At 66.1% G+C, this 19133-nt stretch carries 13 protein-coding genes; 3 read left to right on the top strand and 10 right to left on the bottom strand.

The features are described from left to right. Positions 1-6: 6 nt before the first annotated feature. The 6 genes from HWY30_RS23915 to rpsB form a co-directional block, all read right to left on the bottom strand. Positions 7-828: a phosphatidate cytidylyltransferase gene (locus HWY30_RS23915; protein WP_090800583.1), complete on the bottom strand. Its 822-nt coding sequence runs from the start codon at positions 826-828 to the stop codon at positions 7-9. Then, a complete protein-coding gene (gene uppS, locus HWY30_RS23920; protein ID WP_090800585.1) occupies positions 822-1601 on the bottom strand; it encodes a polyprenyl diphosphate synthase in 780 nt (259 codons plus the stop codon). Before uppS ends, HWY30_RS23915 begins: the two co-directional genes overlap by 7 nt. Positions 1602-1663: 62 nt before the next feature. Then, entirely contained in the window at positions 1664-2224 is a 561-nt protein-coding gene (frr, locus tag HWY30_RS23925; RefSeq protein ID WP_090800586.1) for a ribosome recycling factor, read from the bottom strand. Between the two features lie 97 nt (positions 2225-2321). Continuing rightward, positions 2322-3035, bottom strand: a complete 714-nt coding sequence (pyrH, locus tag HWY30_RS23930; protein WP_090800588.1) for a UMP kinase — start codon at positions 3033-3035, stop codon at positions 2322-2324. A gap of 222 nt (positions 3036-3257) precedes the next feature. Further along, the gene (tsf, locus tag HWY30_RS23935; RefSeq protein ID WP_090800589.1) at positions 3258-4139 is read right to left on the bottom strand and encodes a translation elongation factor Ts; all 882 of its coding nucleotides are present in this window, start codon (positions 4137-4139) and stop codon (positions 3258-3260) included. A 219-nt stretch (positions 4140-4358) separates the two neighbouring features. Next, complete coding sequence (gene rpsB / locus HWY30_RS23940) at positions 4359-5111, bottom strand: 30S ribosomal protein S2 (RefSeq protein WP_013089705.1); 753 nt, start codon at positions 5109-5111, stop codon at positions 4359-4361. A gap of 486 nt (positions 5112-5597) precedes the next feature. Between rpsB and map the strand changes: the two genes are divergently transcribed. Genes map through HWY30_RS23955 form a run of 3 tightly spaced genes read left to right on the top strand, consistent with a single transcriptional unit; the run spans position 5598 to position 11248 of the window. Next, on the top strand, positions 5598-6488 hold the full coding sequence (gene map / locus HWY30_RS23945) for a type I methionyl aminopeptidase (RefSeq protein WP_279613298.1): 891 nt from the start codon (positions 5598-5600) through the stop codon (positions 6486-6488). Positions 6489-6517: 29 nt separating this feature from the next. Beyond that, positions 6518-9097, top strand: a complete 2580-nt coding sequence (locus tag HWY30_RS23950) for a [protein-PII] uridylyltransferase (protein WP_090800592.1) — start codon at positions 6518-6520, stop codon at positions 9095-9097. Between the two features lie 6 nt (positions 9098-9103). Continuing rightward, on the top strand, positions 9104-11248 hold the full coding sequence (locus HWY30_RS23955) for a pseudouridine synthase (protein ID WP_090800594.1): 2145 nt from the start codon (positions 9104-9106) through the stop codon (positions 11246-11248). Positions 11249-11344: 96 nt separating this feature from the next. On the opposite strand, the gene def is transcribed toward HWY30_RS23955, so the two are convergent. From def to smc, 4 genes are all read right to left on the bottom strand, one after another. Beyond that, entirely contained in the window at positions 11345-11878 is a 534-nt protein-coding gene (def, locus tag HWY30_RS23960) for a peptide deformylase (protein WP_090800596.1), read from the bottom strand. Beyond that, positions 11878-13941 carry an NAD-dependent DNA ligase LigA gene (gene ligA / locus HWY30_RS23965; protein ID WP_090800597.1) on the bottom strand — a complete coding sequence of 688 codons (2064 nt, stop codon included), beginning with the start codon at positions 13939-13941 and terminating at the stop codon, positions 11878-11880. Before ligA ends, def begins: the two co-directional genes overlap by 1 nt. Positions 13942-14107: 166 nt before the next feature. Next, on the bottom strand, positions 14108-15424 hold the full coding sequence (locus HWY30_RS23970; RefSeq protein ID WP_090800599.1) for a cell division protein ZipA C-terminal FtsZ-binding domain-containing protein: 1317 nt from the start codon (positions 15422-15424) through the stop codon (positions 14108-14110). 113 nt (positions 15425-15537) lie between these two features. Beyond that, positions 15538-19056 carry a chromosome segregation protein SMC gene (smc, locus tag HWY30_RS23975; protein ID WP_090800600.1) on the bottom strand — a complete coding sequence of 1173 codons (3519 nt, stop codon included), beginning with the start codon at positions 19054-19056 and terminating at the stop codon, positions 15538-15540. Between the last annotated feature and the right edge of the window lie 77 nt (positions 19057-19133).

A 19133-nucleotide genomic window follows, 5' to 3' on the forward strand; every position in this document is an offset into this window, starting at 1 on the left:
CTTTCTCTAGCCGAGCAGCAGCATGGCGAGCGGCAGCACCGGCAACAACGCGTCGATGCGATCGAGCACGCCGCCGTGCCCCGGCAACAGGCCGCTCGAGTCTTTGACGCCGGCCTGACGTTTCATCATCGATTCGAACAGATCACCGACCACGCTAAAAACCACCAGCAGGGTCAGCGCGAGCACCGTGCGCAGCGCACCCAGTTGCGCCAGCAGCGCAGAATACAGGGTCGGCTCGAACGCGTGCAAAAAGATCGCCGCGGCGGCGACGATCATGACCAGCAGCCAGCCGCCGATCGCCCCCTCCCAGGTTTTACCCGGACTGATCGCTGGCGCCAGCTTGTGCTTGCCAAATGCCTTCCCGGAGAAGTATGCGCCGATATCGGCGAGCCATACCAATAGCAGCAGCGACAGCACGAACGGCACACCCTGCATGCGCGCGGCGACGAGAGCATGCCAGCACGCGATGAAACCGACGATTCCGGCAAGAAACAGAAACGCGCGCCACGCGCCCTGCGCGAGCACGGGCTTACGCAGCAGCGCGAATGGACCGGCGATCACCCAGAAAATCGCCGCCGCCTGGAAGAACGGCCGGGCAGGCTCGGTGCCGATGCCCACCCGCGTACTGGTGACGAGTCCGAGCGCCGCGACGAGCGCGTACAGCACCGGACCCGCGCCACCGAGCTTCAGCAGGCGCGCCCACTCCCACGCGGCGAACACGACGACGAAAGCGATCAGCGCGCCGAATGCGCCGATAGGCGCGAACAGCGTGACAGGCAGGAACACTGCCAGCAACACGATCGCCGTGATGACACGGGTCTTTAGCATGGAAGCGAATCGACGTTCTGCGATTGCGGCTCGAGCTGAGCACTGGTGCGGCCGAAGCGGCGTTCCCGCTCAGTGTACGAAGCGATGGCGTGACCGAGCGCGTCGGCGTCGAAATCCGGCCAGAACGTGTCGGTGAAATAGAACTCGGTGTAGGCAAGCTGCCACAGCAGGAAGTTGCTGACGCGGCGCTCGCCGCCGGTGCGGATGAACAGGTCCGGCTCGGGTGCGTAGGCCATCGACAGGTGCTCGGCGAACGCGTCCTCGTTGACCTCGACCGGCTTGCCCGCCGCCGCTTGCTCGACGAGCTTGCGGGCGGCCTGCATGATGTCCCAGCGCCCGCCGTAGTTCGCGGCGATGGTCAGCGTGAGACGGGTGTTGCGCGCGGTCTTGGTTTCCGCGCGCTTGATCAGATCGCGGATCTTGTCGTCGAAACGCTCGAGATCGCCGACCACGCGCAAACGGATACCGTTCGCATGCAGCTTGCCGATCTCGCGCTCGAGCGCGGTGACGAACAGGCGCATCAGGAACGATACCTCCTCGTTCGGACGGCGCCAGTTCTCCGAGCTGAACGCGAATAGCGTCAGATATTCGACACCCCGCCGCGCGCACGCCTCGACGGCCGCCCGCACCGCGTCGACGCCGCGCGTATGGCCCGCCACGCGGGGCAGACGCCGCTGCGTGGCCCAACGGCCGTTGCCATCCATGATGATCGCGATATGTCGCGGCACCGCGGCGACTTCAGGCACGCGCACGGTTGAGCTGGTATAGGTCATGGCCGTCGGGACAGTAATGCCAGTAAAGAAGTGGAAATCAGAAGGTGCTGAGCCGAACGGCGTCAGACCGTCATGATCTCGGCTTCTTTCGTTGTGACGAGCTTGTCGATTTCGGCGACGAACTTGTCCGTCAGCTTCTGGACGTCGTCACCGGCACGACGCTCGTCGTCTTCCGAGATTTCCTTGTCCTTGACGAGCTTCTTCAGTTGCTCGTTGGCGTCGCGGCGCAGGTTGCGCACGGCCACCTTGGCCGTTTCGGCTTCGCTGCGAACGACCTTGGTCAGCTCGCGGCGACGCTCTTCGGTCAACGCGGGCATCGGTACGCGGATCACATCGCCATGGGTAGCTGGGTTCAGACCGAGATCCGACTCGCGGATCGCCTTTTCGACGACCTGGACCATCTTCTTTTCCCACGGCTGCACCCCGATCGTGCGCGCGTCGATCAGCGTCAGGTTCGCGACCTGCGAAATCGGCACCGGCGAGCCATAGTAGTCGCACTGGATATGATCGAGCAGGCCCGTGTGCGCACGGCCCGTGCGGATCTTCGACAGGTCGTTCCTGAACGCGTCGATGGAGCGCTGCATCTTCTGTTCAGCGCCCTTCCTGATATCAGCCACAGACATTTTTAAACCTCCGAACCTTCAAAACGGTGCGAGCCGCCCGGCACGCGCGATGCGGCGGCCCGGGCTCGCGTCAAAGCCCACGTAATGTAAACGAAGTTTACACGTGGACGAGGGTGCCCTCGTCCTCACCTAGCACGATGCGCTTGAGCGCACCGGGTTTGACGATCGAAAACACGCGGATCGGCAGCTTCTGGTCGCGGCACAGAGCGAAAGCCGTCGCGTCCATCACCTGCAGATTGCGGCCGATTGCCTCATCGAAGCTGATCGTGCTGTAGCGGGTCGCGCTCGAATCCTTCTTCGGATCGGCCGAATAGACGCCGTCCACCTTGGTCGCCTTCAGCACCACTTCCGCGCCGATTTCCGCGCCGCGCAATGCAGCGGCCGTGTCGGTCGTGAAGAACGGGTTGCCGGTGCCGGCCGCGAAGATCACGACCTTGCCTTCCTCGAGCTGGCGGATCGCGCGGGGCCGGATGTACGGCTCGACGACCTGGTCCATGCGCAGCGCCGATTGCACGCGCGCCTCGATGCCGGCGTGACGCATCGCGTCCTGCAGCGCCAGCGCGTTCATCATCGTGGCGAGCATACCCATGTAGTCGGCCGTTGCGCGGTCCATACCCGCCGCACCGCCCGCGACGCCGCGAAAAATATTGCCGCCGCCGATCACCACGGCCAGTTGCGTTCCGAGACGGACCACTTCGGCCACGTCCGCCACCATTCGTTCGATGGTTCCGCGATTGATGCCGAAGGCATCGTCGCCCATCAGAGCTTCACCGGAGAGTTTGAGCAGGACGCGTTTATAGGCAGTGGGCATAGGGGTATCCAGATCGCGCAGAACAGGGCAACAACAAGGGACTAATGTAGGGGTGAAATGCTGATTCGGGCAAGCACCGCCAAATTGGCGAACCCTCAGGTTCGCCAGCGGCGGCCGCGCGGCGAGGGTCAACTCGTGCGCGGTCTTGCGGCGCTGCCGACCGCGGCGAGGTCTTGCCTCGCCCCGGGTCCAAACGGTACGGCGGTGAAGCTTGGGTAGCGCTTATTGTTGCTTTGCAGCAGCGACCTGGGCGGCCACTTCCGCTGCGAAGTCGTCCTGCTTCTTCTCGATGCCTTCGCCGACCACGAACAGCGCGAACTTCTGCACGCTCGAGTTGCCCGCCTTCAGCATCTGCTCGATCGTCTGCTTGTCGTTCTTCACGAACGTCTGGTTCAGCAGCGACACTTCCTTCAGGTACTTCTGCACGGTGCCGTCGACCATCTTCGCGACGATTTCAGCCGGCTTGCCCGATTCGGCGGCCTTCTGTTCAGCGATGCTGCGTTCCTTGGCGATCAGGTCCGCCGGCACGTCGTCCGACGACAGTGAGACCGGCTTCATCGCGGCGATGTGCATCGCCACGTCCTTGCCGACCTGTTCGTCCGCGCCGGTGTACTCGACCAGCACGCCGATGCGCGTGCCGTGCAGGTACGCCGCCAGCTTGTTCGCGGTGTCGAAGCGCACGAAACGGCGGATCGACAGGTTTTCGCCGATCTTGCCGACCAGCGCGAGGCGCACTGCGTCGACGGTTTGGCCGTCGAGCGGCAGGGCTGACAGCGCCGCGACGTCAGCCGGGTTTTGCGTCGCGACGAGTTCGGCGATCTTCTTCGAGAACGCGAGGAAGTCGTCGTTCTTCGAGACGAAGTCGGTTTCGCAGTTCAGCTCGACGAGCGAACCTGCGTTGCCGTTGATGAACGATGCGACGACGCCTTCGGCCGTCACGCGCGATGCCGCCTTGCTCGCCTTGTTGCCGAGCTTCACGCGCAGCAGTTCTTCAGCGCGCGCCAGATCGCCGTCGGCTTCCGTCAGCGCCTTCTTGCATTCCATCATCGGCGCGTCGGTCTTCGCGCGCAGTTCTGCAACCATGCTTGCGGTAATTGCCGCCATCATTTGCTCCTTGAGTTCTGTCTGTCACACGCCGCCCGCATTTCGATGCCGGCGGCAGGAATTCGTTTCAGCGTTTTCGCGCATTTTTTGCGAGCGACGCGCCTCGCGTCGCCTCGAGCACTCTGCCAGATGCCCGTTACAACAACTGTCATAGACGTCGCGACTTAAAAAAAGGGGGCCTGTAGAAAGCCCCCCTTTTATGCCGGACACTAGGCAGCCTTACGCTTCCGGGTTGACCTCGACGAACTCGTCGCCGTCGCCGCCACGCGCAGCCTGGACCACTTCGTTGACCGCGTTGGCACGGCCTTCGAGGATCGCATCGGCCACGCCAGCCGCGTACAGGGCGACGGCCTTGCTGGCGTCGTCGTTACCCGGGATCACGTAGTCCACACCTTCCGGCGAGTGGTTCGTATCGACCACGGCGATGACCGGAATGCCGAGCTTGTTTGCTTCGGTCACGGCAATCTTGTGGTAGCCGACGTCAACCACGAAGATCGCGTCCGGAATGCCGCCCATGTCCTTCACGCCGCCGATCGACTTCTGCAGCTTGGCCATTTCACGTTCGAACAGAAGCGCTTCCTTCTTGCTCATGCGCTCGGTTTCACCGGCTTCCAGCGCCGCTTCCATGTCCTTCAGGCGCTTGATCGAAACCTTCAGCGTCTTGAAGTTGGTCAGCATGCCGCCGAGCCAGCGCGCGTTCACGAACGGCATACCAGCGCGCTGCGCTTCCTGGGCGATCGTGTCACGCGATTGACGCTTCGTACCGACGAACAGGATCGTGCCGCGGTTCGATGCCAGCTGACGCGCGTACTTCAGCGCGTCGTTGTACATCGGCAGCGTCTTTTCGAGGTTGATGATGTGAATCTTGTTGCGATGACCGAAAATGAAGGGGGCCATCTTCGGGTTCCAGAAGCGGGTCTGGTGACCGAAGTGGACACCTGCTTCCAGCATTTGACGCATCGTAACTGCCATGAAATTCTCCACGAGGGTTGGGTCTTAAACCGGCTGCCGTATCGGCCGCGCCCGCCTCTACCTTGGCTGGAACGCGACGACACCCTGGGTGCGCCGGCTTGCGAATTGGTTGCCTGACACGACTTTCTCTCACTCACGACACCCAACAACCGGAGTGCCGCGAGAAGTCGCTCCGCCCAGCTGCCATGCGCGAATTTGCGGACTCGCGAATAAAAGCGGACTAGGACCGACTTAGCCAAAGAGTATAGCACGCGACGACCGACTGACTCAACCGACCCCACCACCGGCCGATGGCCCTACGGATGGCCCTACGCACGGGACCGCGCCGCCGGGCCCGAAGCCCGGCCTGGCGTCCTTTGGGCCGCCAATTTGCCGATTCTGGCGCTTTTCGCCCATTGCCGCCCGATCCAGCGCAACGACCCGGCCCCCACTGCTGTAAAATGGCTCGATTCCGCCACGCGCGGGGGGCGTTAAGGATCGACCGGCATTCCGTGCCCGGCAGACGCCCCTCCGCCCGGCCACCGCAACACCCAGCAAGCCTTATCCAGCAAGGCTTCCGAGGAAACCATGGCTATCACCATCAAAAACGAAGACGATATCGCGAAGATGCGCGTCGCCTGCCGGCTCGCGAGCGAAGTGCTCGACTACATCACGCCGTTCGTCAAGGCCGGCGTCAGCACTGGGGAGCTCGACCGTCTGTGTCACGAATACATGCTGAAGGACCAGGGGACCGTCCCCGCGCCGCTGAATTACCAGCCGCCCGGCTACCCGCCCTACCCGAAAGCCACCTGCATTTCCGTCAACGACGTGATCTGCCACGGCATACCGGGCGACAAGGCGCTCAAAACCGGCGACGCGCTGAACATCGACATCACCGTGATCAAGGACGGCTATTTCGGCGACACGAGCCGCATGTTCATCGTCGGCGAAGGGTCGATCATGGCAAAGCGCCTCGTGCAAGCTACTTTCGAATGCATGTGGCTCGGCATCGACCAGGTGCGACCCGGCGCGCATCTCGGCGACATCGGCTATGCGATCCAGAAGCACGCCGAAGGCCTCGGCTACAGCGTGGTGCGCGAATATTGCGGACACGGCATCGGCACCGTATTCCACGAAGATCCGCAGATCCTGCACTACGGTCGCCCCGGCACCGGGTTCGAACTGCAGGCCGGCATGATCTTCACGATCGAGCCGATGATCAACGCGGGCCGCCGTGACATCCGCACGATGCCCGACCAGTGGACCGTCAAGACCAAGGATCGCAGCCTGTCCGCGCAGTGGGAACACACGGTGCTCGTCACCGAGACCGGCCACGACGTGCTGACCGTGTCGGCCGGCACGCCGGCGCGTCCGCCCGTGGTCGCGGCCACGGCCTGACCGATTCCGACCACACCGCCTTCCTGCCAATGAGTAGCGTTCCAGCCGTCGCCCCCTCCCATGCCTCGTCGCTCAAGGCGGATTACAAAGTGGCCAAAGCCCAGTTGCTGGAACGCTTCCGAACGGCCGCCAACGTCGACGCGTTGATGGCCGCCCTCGCGCGCGCCACGGACCATTCGCTGCGCGCCGCCTGGGACACCTGCGAGCTGCCCGACGACCTCGCGCTGGTCGCGGTTGGCGGCTATGGGCGCGGCGAACTCGCGCCGCACTCCGACATCGACATCCTGGTGCTGTTGCCCGACGCGCGGCTCGAGCATCTGGACGCGCGCATCGAGCGCTTCATCAGTCTCGCGTGGGATCTCGGGCTGGAACTCGGCAGCAGCGTGCGCAGCGTGTCGCAATGCATCGAGGAAGCGGCCAACGACGTCACGGTGCGTACCTCGCTGCTGGAAGCGCGCCGCATCGCCGGCAGCGCCGCACTGTTCGACGATTTCGCCCGGCGCTACCGTGCGGCGCTCGACCCGAAGGCGTTCTTCCAGGCGAAGGTGCTCGAAATGCGCCAGCGTCACGCGAAGTTTCAGGACACGCCCTACGCGCTCGAGCCGAACATCAAGGAAAGCCCGGGCGGGCTGCGCGACCTGCAGCTGATCCTGTGGATCACACAGGCGGCCGGCTTCGGCAGCAGTTGGCGCGAACTCGAAGCACGCGGACTCATCACCGAGCGCGAGGCGCGCGAGCTGCGCCACAACGAAGGCTTCCTGAAGTCGCTGCGTGCGCGGCTGCACGTGATCGCCGGGCGCCGCCAGGACATCCTGGTGTTCGACCTGCAGACGCCGGTCGCGGAAAGCTTCGGCCTCAAGCCGACCGCGACCAAGCGCGCGAGCGAGCAGCTGATGCGCCGCTACTACTGGGCCGCGAAAGCGGTCACGCAACTCGCGACGATCCTGATCCAGAACATCGAGGCGCAGCTGTTTCCGAGCACGAGCGGCATCACGCGCGTGCTGTCGGATCGCTTCGTCGAAAAGCAGGGCATGCTCGAAATCGCCTCCGACGACGTGTTCCAGCGCGAGCCGAATGCGATCCTCGAGGCGTTCCTGCTATACCAGCGCACCCCCGGCGTGAAGGGACTGTCGGCGCGCACGCTGCGCGCGATCTACAACGCCCGCGACGTGATGGACCAGCACTGGCGGCGCGATCCGGAAAATCGCCGGCTCTTCATGGAAATCCTGAAGCAGCCGGCCGGTATCACGCATGCGTTCCGGTTGATGAACCAGACGAGCGTGCTCGGGCGTTATCTGCTGAATTTCCGGCGCATCGTCGGGCAGATGCAGCACGACCTGTACCACGTGTTCACGGTCGATCAGCACATCCTGATGGTGCTGCGCAATCTGCGCCGCTTCGCGGTCGCCGAGCATGCGCACGAATACCCGTTCTGCAGCCAGTTGATCGTCAACTTCGACCGGCCGTGGGTGCTGTACGTGGCCGCGCTGTTTCATGACATCGCGAAGGGCCGCGGCGGCGATCATTCCACGCTGGGCATGGCCGACGCACGGCGCTTCTGCCGCCAGCACGGCATCGAAGGCGAGGATGGCGAGCTGGTCGTGTGGCTCGTGCAGCAGCATCTGACGATGAGCCAGGTCGCGCAGAAGCAGGACACGAGCGACCCTGAAGTGATCAAGCGCTTCGCCGAGCTGGTCGGCACCGAGCGCCGCCTGACCGCGCTCTATCTGCTGACCGTCGCCGACATCCGCGGCACCAGCCCGAAGGTCTGGAACACGTGGAAAGGCAAGCTGCTCGAAGACCTCTACCGCACCACGCTCGCCGTGCTTGGCGGTGCCCAGCCGGACGAGCATTCCGAGCTGAAGTCGCGCCAGGAAGAGGCGCTCGCGCTGCTGCGTCTCGAAACCGTGCCGGAAGGCGCGCAACGGGCGCTGTGGGACAAGCTGGACGTCGGCTATTTCCTGCGTCACGACGCGGCGGACATCGCGTGGCAGACGCGCGTGCTGTACCGCCACGTAGAAACGCCGACGCCGCTCGTACGCGCGCGGCCGTCGCCGATCGGCGAGGCGCTGCAGGTGCTCGTCTACGTGAAGGACCAGCCCGATCTGTTCGCGGGCATCTGCGCGTATTTCGACCGCAACGGCCTGTCGGTGCTCGATGCGCGCGTCAGCACGACGCGCCACGGCTACGCGCTCGACAACTTCCTCGTCGCGCACACCGAAGAGGACGTGCACTATCGCGACATCGCCAATCTGGTCGAGCAGGAGCTGACCGCGCGCCTCGGGGGCCACGGCACCTTGCTGCCGGGACCGTCGAAGGGCCGGCTGTCACGGCTGTCGCGCACCTTCCCCATTACGCCGCGCGTCGACCTGCGGGCCGATGAGCGCGGCCAATACTACATCCTGTCCGTGTCGGCGAACGACCGGCCGGGCCTTCTTTATTCGATCGCGCGCGTGCTGGCTGAGCACCGGGTCGGCGTCGCCTCGGCGCGGATCAATACGCTCGGCGAACGCGTCGAGGACGTGTTTCTGCTCGAAGGACACAGCCTGTCGGACAACCGCCTGCAAATTCAGGTCGAGACCGAACTACTGCGCGCGATCGCAATGTGAGATTTCATGCGAATCAAATTAACAGCGAAGCATCCGCGGCCGGCGGCGTCCGAACGCGCCCCTGTCCGCCCCGGCAGCGCGTCGGCGCGTAAGCCGACCCGTCCAGCGCGGCCGAAGCCATTCGAGGCCGAGGCCGGCGCGAAGCGCGAAGGCGCGGCATCGACGGGTGGTGGCGCGAAGCGGCCGGTCGGTGCGAAGCCGGCGGGCGCCGGTGCACGCGCGCCGCGTGCCGAAGGGTCGGGCGTGCGCGAACGGGGCGCGGCTGCCGCGGGCGCACCGCGCCGCTTCGAAGGTGCGGCTCAGCGAGGCGAGCGCGGAGAACGCGCGCCGCGTCGTTTTGAGGGCGGCGCCGAGCGTGGCGAACGGGCGCCTCGGCGCGATTTCGGCGAACGGACTGAACGCGCGCCGCGTCGTCTCGAAGGCAGCGCTGAGCGTGGTGAACGCGGGCCTCGGCGCGATTTCGGCGAACGGACTGAACGCGCGCCGCGTCGTTTCGAAGGCAGCGCTGAGCTTGGTGAACGCGCTCCTCGACGCGAATTCGGCGAACGGACTGAACGCGCGCCGCGTCGTTTCGAAGGCAGCGCTGAGCGTGGTGAACGCGCTCCTCGACGCGAATTCGGCGAACGGACTGAACGCGCGCCGCGTCGTTTCGAAGGCAGCGCTGAGCGTGGTGAACGCGCTCCTCGACGCGAATTCGGCGAACGGACTGAACGCGCGCCGCGTCGTTTCGAAGGCAGCGCTGAGCGTGGCGAACGCGCTCCTCGGCGCGAATTCGGCGAACGGACTGAACGCGCGCCGCGTCGTTTCGAAGGCAGCGCTGAGCGTGGCGAACGCGCTCCTCGGCGCGAATTCGGCGAGCGTGCAGAACGCGCACCCCGTCGTTTCGAGGGCAATGCGGAGCGCGGCGAGCGCGCACCGCGCAGTTTTGGTGAGCGCGCACCGGGCCGCGACGCCGGCGAACGCCGTCCGTTCAGCGGTCCGCGTCCAGGCACAGGCAGGCCGTCGGAAGGCGGCGCGCGTGGCGATCGTCCGGTGCGCCGGGAGCGCGAGGCCGCCGACCGTCCGCGCTTCGGTAGCGATCGCGGTGAGCCGCAGGAGCGTCGCAGTGGCGATCGAGGCGCGCGCAGCGACAGCACCTCGCGCCGCTTCGAAAGCGAGCGTGGCGAGCGCAGCTTCGCGAAGCCGGCGAAAGGCGGCTACGGCGAACGCACCGAGCGTCGCGAGCGCCCTGCGCGCGGCTTCGACGACACGTTGCCGGCCGCGAACCGCCGCTTCGGCGACGACCGACCAGCCCGCGCCGCCAAGCCGCGAGCCTCGGCATCAGCAACCGCCCGCCCCGTCGACACCACCATCGACACCCCGCACCCGCCCCGCCGCGATCGCGAAGACGCGCCGGGCATGCTGCGTCTGTCGAAGCTGATGTCCAAGCTCGGCCTGTGCTCGCGTCGCGAGGCCGACGAATGGATCGAGAAAGGCTGGGTCATGGTCGACGGCGAGCGCGTCGATACGCTCGGCACGAAGGTGTTCCCGGATCAGCGCATCGACATCGACCCGGCCGCCGAAGCCTTTCAGTCGAGCCAGGTGACCGTGATCGTTCACAAGCCGGTCGGGCTCGTGTCGGGCCAGGCGGAGGACGGCTATCAGCCGGCCATCACGCTCGTCACGCCGGAGAATCGCTGGGAAGGCGACCGTTCGGGGGTCCCCTTCTCGGCGTCGCATCTGCGCCAGCTCGCGCCGGCCGGGCGTCTCGACATCGATTCGACGGGCCTGCTCGTGCTGACGCAGGACGGCCGCATCGCGAAGCAACTGATCGGCGGTCACTCGGACGTGGACAAGGAGTATCTGGTGCGCGTCGCCTACGGCGATCACACGGTCGACGTCGAAAGCCATTTCCCGGCCGAAAAACTCGCGCTGCTGCGCCACGGCCTGTCGCTCGACGACGTCGCGCTGAAGCCCGCGCAGGTCAGCTGGCAGAACGGCGAGCAGCTGCGTTTCGTGCTGCGCGAAGGCAAGAAGCGTCAGATTCGCCGCATGTGCGAACTGGTCGGTCTCGAGGTGGTGGGCCTGAAGCGCGTGCGCATAGGCCAGGTGATGCTCGGCGCGCTGCCGCCGGGACAGTGGCGCTACCTGTCGGAAGACGAGTCGTTCTGAGGTCCGTCCAATGCGCCTCCTTGCTGAGAGCGGGCGCATCGGCACAACAAAAAACCCACGCACTTTGGCGTGGGTTTTTTGTTGGCGGCAGCCGTGTCAGTCGTCGCTATTCGTATCGAGATCCGGGAACAGGACCTCCGTAAAGCCGAACTTCGAGAAATCGGTAATCCGCATCGGATACAGCTTGCCGATCAGATGATCGCATTCGTGCTGCACAACCCGCGCGTGAAAACCCTCGGCGACCCGGTCGATCGGATTGCCGAACTGGTCGAAGCCGTGATAACGGATCATCGAAAACCGGCTCACCACGCCGCGCAGCCCCGGCACCGACAGGCAACCTTCCCAGCTTTCTTCCATGTCCTGCGAGACCGGCGTGACGGTCGGGTTGATCAGCACCGTTTCGGGCACCGGCGGCGCGTCCGGATAGCGCTCGTTCGAACCGAAGCCGAAGATCACCACCTGCAGATCGACGCCGATCTGCGGCGCGGCGAGACCCGCGCCGTTCGCCGCGTGCATGGTCTCGAACATGTCTTCCACGAGCCGGTGCAGCTCGGGCGTGTCGAAGTGATCGACCGGCTCGGCGATTCGCAGCAGGCGCGGATCGCCCATCTTCAGAATGTCGTGAATCATCAGTGCCCCTCCAGGAGCTTGCGCATACCATCTTCGTCGAGTACGGGGATGCCGAGTTCCTCGGCCTTCGAAAGTTTGCTGCCCGCGTCGGCCCCCGCCACCACGTAACTGGTTTTCTTCGATACCGACCCCGCCACCTTCGCGCCGGCCGCCTCGAGCATTTCCTTCGCGTCCTCGCGCGACAGGTTTGGCAGCGTACCGGTCAGCACGACCGTCTGCCCGGCCAGCACGCCCTGCGGCGCCTTCGGCGCTGGCGGCCCCTCGGGCCACGTGACCTTGCCCGGCGCGCGCAGCTGTTCGATCACCGTGCGGTTGTGGTCCTCGGCGAAGAACTGGTGGATCGATTCGGCGACGACCGGCCCCACGTCGTTGACTTCGAGCAGTTCCTCCAGCGACGCATCCATGATCGGATCGAGCGAGCCGAAGTGCTTCGCGAGATCCTTCGCGGTCGATTCGCCGACATGGCGAATCCCCAATGCGTAGATAAAGCGCGCGAGCGACGTGTGCCTGGCCTTGTCGAGCGAGTCGAGCAGGTTCTGCGCGGACTTTTCGGCGAAGCGGTCGAGTTCCGCGAGCGTCGTGAAGCCGAGATTGAACAGATCGGCCGGCGTGCGCACCAGGTTCTGTTCGACCAGTTGATCGATGATCTTCTCGCCGAGGCCGTCGATATCGAGCGCACGCCGCTGCGCGAAGTGCCACAGCGCCTGCTTGCGCTGTGCCGGACAGAAGAGCCCGCCCGTGCAGCGCGCGATCGCCTCGTCGGGCAGCCGCTCGATCGCCGAACCGCACACCGGGCACTGCGTCGGCATCACGAACTCGCGCGCGTCGGCCGGACGACGCTCGAGCAGCGCGCTGACCACCTCCGGAATCACGTCGCCGGCGCGCCGCACGATCACCGTGTCGCCGATGCGGATGTCCTTGCGGCGCACTTCATCCTCGTTGTGCAAGGTCGCGTTCGTGACCGTCGCCCCGCCGACGAACACCGGTTCCAGCCGCGCGACCGGCGTGATCGCGCCGGTGCGGCCGACCTGCACGTCGATCGCGACGAGCTTCGTCAGCGCTTCCTGCGCGGGGAATTTGTGCGCGAGCGCGAAGCGCGGCGCGCGCGACACGAAACCGAGCGCATCCTGCTCGTCGCGCCGGTTGACCTTGTAGACCACGCCGTCGATGTCGTAGGGGAGCCTGTCGCGCTTCTCGCCGACCGCGTGGAAGAAGCCGAGCAGGCCTTCGGCGCCCTGCACGACCGCGCGCTCGCCATTGACCGGCAAGCCCATCTCCTTGTACCAGTCGAGCAGTTCGCTATGGGTGGCCGGCATCTCGATGCCTTCGAGCACGCCGATGCCATACGCGAAAAACGACAGCGGCCGCTGCGCGGTGATCTTCGAATCGAGCTGCCGCAAGCTGCCCGCCGCCGCGTTGCGCGGGTTCGCGAATTCGCGTTGTTCGGCGGTGCGCTGGCGTTCGTTCAGGCGCTCGAAATCGCGCTTGAACATCAGCACTTCGCCGCGCACGTCGAGCACGCGCGGCACGCGCTTCCCCTTCAGCTTCAACGGAATCGAGCGGATCGTGCGGACGTTTTCGGTGACGTTCTCGCCGGTTGTGCCGTCACCGCGCGTGGAGGCCTGCACGAACACGCCGTCGGCGTAGCGCAGCGAGATCGCGAGGCCGTCGAATTTCAGCTCGGCCGCGTAGTCGACGGGAACCGGCGGCTCGCTCGCGTTGTTGCCGAGCGCGTCGCCGATGCGCTTGTCGAACGCGACGATGTCTTCGTCGGCGAAACCGTTGTTCAACGACAGCATCGGCAGATCGTGCACGACCGGCTCGAAACCGCTCGCGGCCTCGCCGCCGACGCGCTGCGTCGGCGAATCCGGCACGATCAGATCGGGATGCTCGGCCTCGATGCGCTCCAGCTCCTTGAACAGCTTGTCGTACTCGGCGTCCGGCAGGTCCGGTTGATCGAGCACGTAATACGCGTAGTTCGCGCGTTCGAGTTCCGCGCGCAACCACACGGCCCGCTCGGCCGGAGCGCTGATTGCGGAAGGAGGGACGGAGGATCGGGCCATGCTGTCGGAAGCTTCTCGAGAAGAAAGTCGGACATCGGATTATCGCAGGAAGCGTGCCCCTTTACATCGCTGAATCGGGGCGGGCCGCGCTGCGACGCAAGCCGGAAACGACGACGGCCGCACATCGTGCGGCCGTCGTCAAAACGCGTAGAACGCTGCAAAAGGCTTACTGGCTGAACAGGCGCCGCGTGGCCGGCGAACCCGCCGGAATACCCGCCTGTTCGAGCTTCGCGTACAGCGTCATCAACTGTTTTTCGATCGCGAGCAGCGCGCTTTCCGGCAGCGGCCGGCGACCGTCGTCGACCACGCGTCCGCCGATGCGCTCGGCCAGCGACTTCGCGTAATCGCACATCAGCCGGAACGGCAGGATGTCTTCGTCGGCGACCGGCACGTCGAGCACCAGCGTGATCATCTCGCCGCCTTTGTACGTGAGGTCGTCGCGCAGGAAGTTGGTGTCGCCGAACTGCAGCATGAACACCGGGCTTTGCCGCGAGTCGAGCTTGACGAAGCGCGTGCCGTCGCGCGACAGCAGCAGACCGTCCTGCGATGCGACCGCCTGCACGTAGTTGGCCGACCACGGCGCGCCGTCCGACAGCACGTTGATCGACAACTGCGCGTCGCACTGGGCGGCAAAGCCGTCGAGCTCGCGCGCCATCGCGACGGTTTCGAGCATGTCGGGGAATTCCGGCGCCGCGTCGAGCGCATCGGCGAACTGCTGTACGCCGGTCACGAACTCGGAAAATTCGAGCTCGTTCAGCGCGCCGCTACGGTTCGCGAGCTGCGCGGCCGCGCGCAGCTCTTCATAGCGCGTGCCGTTCTGCAGCAGCTCCCACGCGCCGCCGCCTTCGGGTTTGCCTTCGATGTGCACGGGCTTGCTGCCCGCCCGACGCAAGCGCTGCGCGAGCGGAAGCACCTTGTCGCCGGCCACGGGGCCGTTCAGCCGGATCGGCACGATACAGTCGATGCGTCGATCGACGATCGCGGGCGGCGCCGACGAAATCGTCGTGGCGGCCGGCAGGATCGGTTCGACCCGCTCGTGCCCGGCGGACGCGGGCTGGGCCGCGGGCGCTTCGGCGGTGGGCCGCTTCGCGTGCGCGCCCGGCGCCGCCGCAGGTTCGCCTTCGCCCACGGTATCGGCGTCCGCCGCTGGATAACCGTTCGGCGACGTCATCTCGGCCTGGATATCGGCCGGTGTATCGAGCGGTGCGGCGCCCGCGCCGAACGTCGGCTCGACGCGCGCCGCGGTCCGGTCCGCGGCCGCCTCGGCGCTCACGCTCGGCTCGCGCCGCGCGGTCGGCCGGGCCGGCTCGATGAACGGGCTCTGCTCCTCATGCTCGTCCCGCGCAAAGTTCTCGGCAGTGTCGGCCGGCATCGGCCGCGGCATCTTGCGGCGCACCTTCGCGCCCTGCCACGCGTTGTACACGACCACGCCCCCCACCACCACGGCACCCGCGCCGATCAAACCGAGTGTCAACTCGTCCATGCATGCTCCATCAGCAATTCTTCTATCCGCGCGGGCCTGTCGTCCGCTCCACGTACCGCGCGGCGCTCATCGAGGCCGCTGCGCTGGATGCGGATGCCCGCGAAGGCGTTAACTCAAACGATATTCTGGGCGAAACCCGCCGCCGTTTCCATGTCGACCGCGACGATCCGCGAGACGCCCTGCTCCTGCATCGTCACGCCGATCAGCTGCTGCGCCATCTCCATCGCGATCTTGTTGTGCGAAATGAACAGGAACTGGGTTTTGTCGGACATCGCCCGTACCAGATTCGCGAAACGCTCGGTGTTGGCGTCGTCGAGCGGTGCGTCCACTTCGTCGAGCAGACAGAACGGCGCGGGATTGAGCTGGAACATCGCGAACACGAGCGCGGTCGCGGTCAGCGCTTTCTCGCCGCCCGACAGCAGGTGAATCGTCGAATTCTTCTTGCCCGGCGGTTGCGCCATCACCTGCACGCCGGCGTCGAGAATTTCGTCGCCGGTCATGATCAGCTTCGCCTGGCCGCCGCCAAAGAGACGCGGGAACAGCTCGCCGAAATGGCGGTTCACTTCGTCGAACGTGCTTTGCAGCAGCGTGCGCGTTTCGGCGTCGATCTTGCGAATCGCGTCTTCGAGCGTTTCGATCGCGCTCGTCAGGTCGGCCGACTGCGAATCGAGGAAGCTTTTGCGCTCGGTCGCGGCCTTCAGCTCGTCGAGCGCGGCCATGTTGACCGGCCCGAGCGCGGCGATCGCGTTGTTGATGCGCGTGACCTCGCCCTGCAGGTACGACGGCTTCATGTCCGCCGTCAGCTTGGCTTGCAGTTCGGCTTCATCGACACCGGCCGCGGCCAGCTGCTCGACGAACTGCTCGCCGCTGATGCGCGCGGCCTGCTCCTTCAACTGCAATTCGTTGATGCGGTCGCGCAGCGGCTGCAGGGCGCGCTCGGCGGTGAGGCGCGTTTCGTCGGCCGAGCGCAGCTTCGCGGTCAGGTCGTCGAGCTCGACGCGCGCGGCGCGCAGCGCCTCTTCTTTCACGGCGCGGATGTCGAGCGCGTCCTGCAGCCCGGTGTGCGCGGTCTGCTCGTTGATCGTTTCCAGTTCGGCGCGCGCGTCTTCGAGCGCGCCCGCGACGCGCTCGCTCTGCTCGTGCGCGACCTGGATGCTGCGCTTCAATTCGTCGATGCGGTTCGCCATGTTGCGCGCGGCGAAGCGCGCGTCGGTGGCGGCGCGGTCGAGCTCGCGTGCTTCGCCGCGGGCGGTCGTCAGTTCTTCGTCGAGTGCTTCGAACGCGAGCTGGTGGTCTTCGAAGCGCGCCTGCAGTTCGGCGAGCTCGCCGTCGTGACGCTCGAAGTTCGCTTCCGACTCGGCGCGCAGCGCCCGCTGCTCGTCGATCTGCGCGGCGATTTCTTCGAGTTCCTCGCGAATCTGCGTGCTGCGCTGCGTGTAGCGTTCGTGTGCCTGGGTGAGCCTCAGCACGTCCATCTGCAACGCGTGCACCCGCTGCGTCGCGCGTTCGGCCTGCTGGCGCAGCTCGGCGAGCGCCTGCGCGGCTTGCGTGTGCGCGGCTTCGGCGCGGATCGCGGCGGCCTTCGCCTCGTCGGCGAGCAATGCCTGTGCGCGCACCTGGCGGCCGAGGTTTTCGATTTCCTGCTGACGCGCGAGCATGCCGGCCTGTTCGGAATCGGCCGCATACAGCTGTACGCCGACGCGCGTGACCACGTGCCCCGCCTTGACGACGAACGCGCCGCCCTCGGGCAGCTGCGCGCGCATCGAAAGCGCCTGCTGCAGATCGTCGGCGACGAACGCGAGGCCGAGCCAGTCGGTCAGCACCGCGCGGATACCCGCGTCCTCGATGCGCACGAGCGACAGCAGCGAGCGCAGCGCGCCCGCCGCCGGGGCAGGCTGACCAGCCGCGGGCGGCGCGTAGAACGCGAGCTTGGCCGGTGGCGCGTCGGTTGCGAACGCCTTGACCCAGTCGAGATTCGACACTTCGAGCGCGGCGAGGCGCTCGCGCAGCACCGCTTCGAGCGCGGCTTCCCAACCGGCCTCGACATGCAGTTTCTTCCACAAACGCGGCAGGCTGCCCAGCTCGTGCTTGTCGAGCCACGGCTGGATCTTGCCTTCGGTCTGAACGTTTTCCTGCAACTGCCTGAGCGCGGCGAGGCGCGCGTCGAGCTGATGGATCTGCGCGCTTTCGGCCTGCACGCGCTCCTGCGCGGCGCGGCGTTCACCGTCGAGCCGCGGCAGTGTTTCCTGCGCGTCGGCGAGGCGGCTCTGCGCGTCGTGAAGGATTTCCTCGTGCTCGGCGAGCTGCATGCGCAATTCTTCGAGTTGCGCCTCGTCGGGCGCGTCGAGGCCACCCTCTTCCGATTTCAGCCGCTCATGGCGCTGCTGCAGCTGCTGCAACTGCTGATCGGCATTGCGCTGATGCGCGGCTTCGAGCTTCAGCGCCTGCTCGGTCTGCGCGATACCGCCGCGCTCGGTGTTCAGCTCCGCCTGAGCGTCGCGCCAGCGCGCTTCGAGGGCGGGCAGCGCATCGTGCTTCGCGGCGGCGTCCTCTTCGGCGAGCACGGCTTTTTCTTCAGCGACGGCCAGTTGCTCTTCAGCGTCGGCGATATCGTCCTGCGCCTTGTCGGCCTGCGATTGCCACTGCTCGCGCTGCGCGGTCAGCGCGGCGATCTGCGCCTGCACGCGGTTGCGCGATTCGACGATGAAGCGGATCTCGGCTTCCAGCCGGCTCACTTCCGCGTTCGCCTCGTACAGCGCGCCCTGCGCGCCTTGCATCGCGTCGCTCGCCGAATAGTGCGCGACGCGCAGCGTTTCGAGTTCCGCCTCGACTTCGCGCAGCTTCGCGGTTTGCGCCTCGAGGTCGATCTGCGCCTGCTCGATCGCGCGTTGCTGGCGCTGCTGCTCGCCGGCCGCCTCGTTCTTGCGCAGCAACCACAGCAGACGCTGCTTTTCCTCGCCGTCGCTTTGCAGCTCGCGATAACGGGTCGCGACGACCGCCTGCCCCTCGAGCTTCTCGAGATTCGTGCCGAGCTCGCGGACGATGTCCTCGACGCGCGTCAGGTTCTCGCGCGTGTCGTGCAGACGGTTCTCGGTCTCGCGGCGGCGCTCCTTGTACTTCGACACGCCGGCGGCTTCTTCGAGGAACACGCGCAGCTCTTCGGGCTTCGCCTCGATCAGCCGCGCGATCATGCCCTGCCCGATGATCGCGTACGCACGCGGCCCGAGGCCGGTGCCGAGGAAGATGTCCTGGATGTCGCGGCGCCGCGCCGGCAGATTGTTGATGTAGTAGCTCGACGTGCCGTCGCGCGTCAGCACGCGCTTCACGGCGATCTCCGCATACTGGCCCCACTGGCCGGCGGCGCGGCCGTCCGCGTTGTCGAACACGAGTTCGACGCTCGCGCGGCTGCCGGGCTTGCGGGCGGTCGAGCCGTTGAAGATCACGTCCTGCATCGACTCGCCGCGCAATTCAGAGGCGCGCGATTCGCCGAGCACCCAGCGCACGGCGTCGATGATGTTGGATTTGCCGCACCCGTTCGGACCGACCACGCCAACCAACTGGCCTGGGACCTGGAAATGCGTGGGATCGACGAAGGATTTGAAACCAGCGAGTTTGATCGAGGTGAGCCGCACGGCGATTTCGCTGTTTGAAAAGAGAGAGTGATAGGTGGCTCGCGAGGTTGCGCCAGTCGTTCACCGCCGTAGCGGGA

Origin of the sequence: Paraburkholderia tuberum STM678 (assembly GCF_902833905.1) — a bacterium.
GTDB classification, from domain to species: domain Bacteria; phylum Pseudomonadota; class Gammaproteobacteria; order Burkholderiales; family Burkholderiaceae; genus Paraburkholderia; species Paraburkholderia tuberum.

Coding starts and splice junctions, on each gene's coding strand:
- tsf (WP_090800589.1), bottom strand. CDS start 4,139: ATGGCGGCAATTACCGCAAGCATGGTTGCAGAACTGCGCGCGAAGACC.
- HWY30_RS23970 (WP_090800599.1), bottom strand. CDS start 15,424: ATGGACGAGTTGACACTCGGTTTGATCGGCGCGGGTGCCGTGGTGGTG.
- ligA (WP_090800597.1), bottom strand. CDS start 13,941: ATGGCCCGATCCTCCGTCCCTCCTTCCGCAATCAGCGCTCCGGCCGAG.
- HWY30_RS23915 (WP_090800583.1), bottom strand. CDS start 828: ATGCTAAAGACCCGTGTCATCACGGCGATCGTGTTGCTGGCAGTGTTC.
- uppS (WP_090800585.1), bottom strand. CDS start 1,601: ATGACCTATACCAGCTCAACCGTGCGCGTGCCTGAAGTCGCCGCGGTG.
- rpsB (WP_013089705.1), bottom strand. CDS start 5,111: ATGGCAGTTACGATGCGTCAAATGCTGGAAGCAGGTGTCCACTTCGGT.
- HWY30_RS23955 (WP_090800594.1), top strand. CDS start 9,104: ATGCGAATCAAATTAACAGCGAAGCATCCGCGGCCGGCGGCGTCCGAA.
- pyrH (WP_090800588.1), bottom strand. CDS start 3,035: ATGCCCACTGCCTATAAACGCGTCCTGCTCAAACTCTCCGGTGAAGCT.
- def (WP_090800596.1), bottom strand. CDS start 11,878: ATGATTCACGACATTCTGAAGATGGGCGATCCGCGCCTGCTGCGAATC.
- HWY30_RS23950 (WP_090800592.1), top strand. CDS start 6,518: ATGAGTAGCGTTCCAGCCGTCGCCCCCTCCCATGCCTCGTCGCTCAAG.
- frr (WP_090800586.1), bottom strand. CDS start 2,224: ATGTCTGTGGCTGATATCAGGAAGGGCGCTGAACAGAAGATGCAGCGC.